Here is a 1,069-nt window from a genome sequence, read left to right on the forward strand (position 1 = left end):
GTACCGGCCGGGTGCGATCCCTGTAATACCCGCGGCTTAGACGGGTCCGGTACAGCTTGTGGTAACGCCTTGACATCCCGCCAAGCCCTTCGGCCGAATATACCATCACGGCCTCGGGTGTCTGGAAGGATTGTCCCGGTTCAAGCAGCCACGAGAAATCAAACGGATTGATTCCCATGACGACCCGTGTCGTATCGTATTGGTCAACCTCAACCTGTGCCGTAAAATTACCACTATAGACGAGGCTGAAGCCGTATACCTCTCCAGCCTCTTCCCCGGCGCCGTCGGACAGCAAGGCTAGAAAAGGATTATGGTTATGACTGCTGGAACCTCGCCGACTCTCGATCCCCTGCATGCCCGGAGACAGCTTTCTTCGGTGTACATGGCGTTCTTTCGCCCAAGCACCGTGCAAGTGCAGAAGCTCATAAGCGCTGTGCTTCATGTCCACGCTGACACTCATGGCGCGAAGCAGATTTATATTCTCCGTTCCTTCGTTATGCAGTGCTACCGAGCGTGTGATCGCATCGAACGACTTCATTACGGTATAGGATAGGTAGATCGTCAGCCCGCTGATGGGGTCAACCAGCTTCAGTTCCAACGTATCCGCTTCATCATCCTGTTCTGTATAGACAGCTGGAAGTCCGTCCAGCTTGGGCTTGCCGCTGTAGATGCGATGCGATACGTATTCCGCTTCAGCCACCGTCGTCCCGTTCGCCAGCTGTACTTGATATGCCGGTTGCCTGAAGTCGCCACTGCCGTACCCTGGATATTCCTGCGGTAAGCTGTCGAAGGAGAAAGAGGCATCATCGCGGAACGGAGTCGGCGAGAACGACGCTCTTCCTCTACGCTCGAGCAGTCCGCCTATATGTTCATCCCGTATCTTGCTTCCCCAATACGCATGTGCCGGATATGCGCCTCTGACCAGTTCGATCACGTAACTGGAGCGATCGCTCTGCAGATGAAACAAACCTTGTTCCTCATGAAAATATATACTCACTGCTGTATCCTCCCTACCTGGTTCGAAAGCGGGATAGCGGGCAGGCTTAAGGCCTTTCCGTTGCGCTTCCTT

1 protein-coding gene is annotated in these 1,069 nt (G+C 54.4%); it reads right to left on the reverse strand.

The features are described 5' to 3' along the window. On the reverse strand, positions 1 to 997 hold a 997-nt coding region (locus tag ACFRAK_RS28725; RefSeq protein ID WP_394573151.1), incomplete at its 3' end, for a glycoside hydrolase family 36 N-terminal domain-containing protein. Positions 998 to 1,069: the final 72 nt, after the last annotated feature.

It is taken from the genome of Peribacillus sp. NPDC056705, from assembly GCF_043656335.1.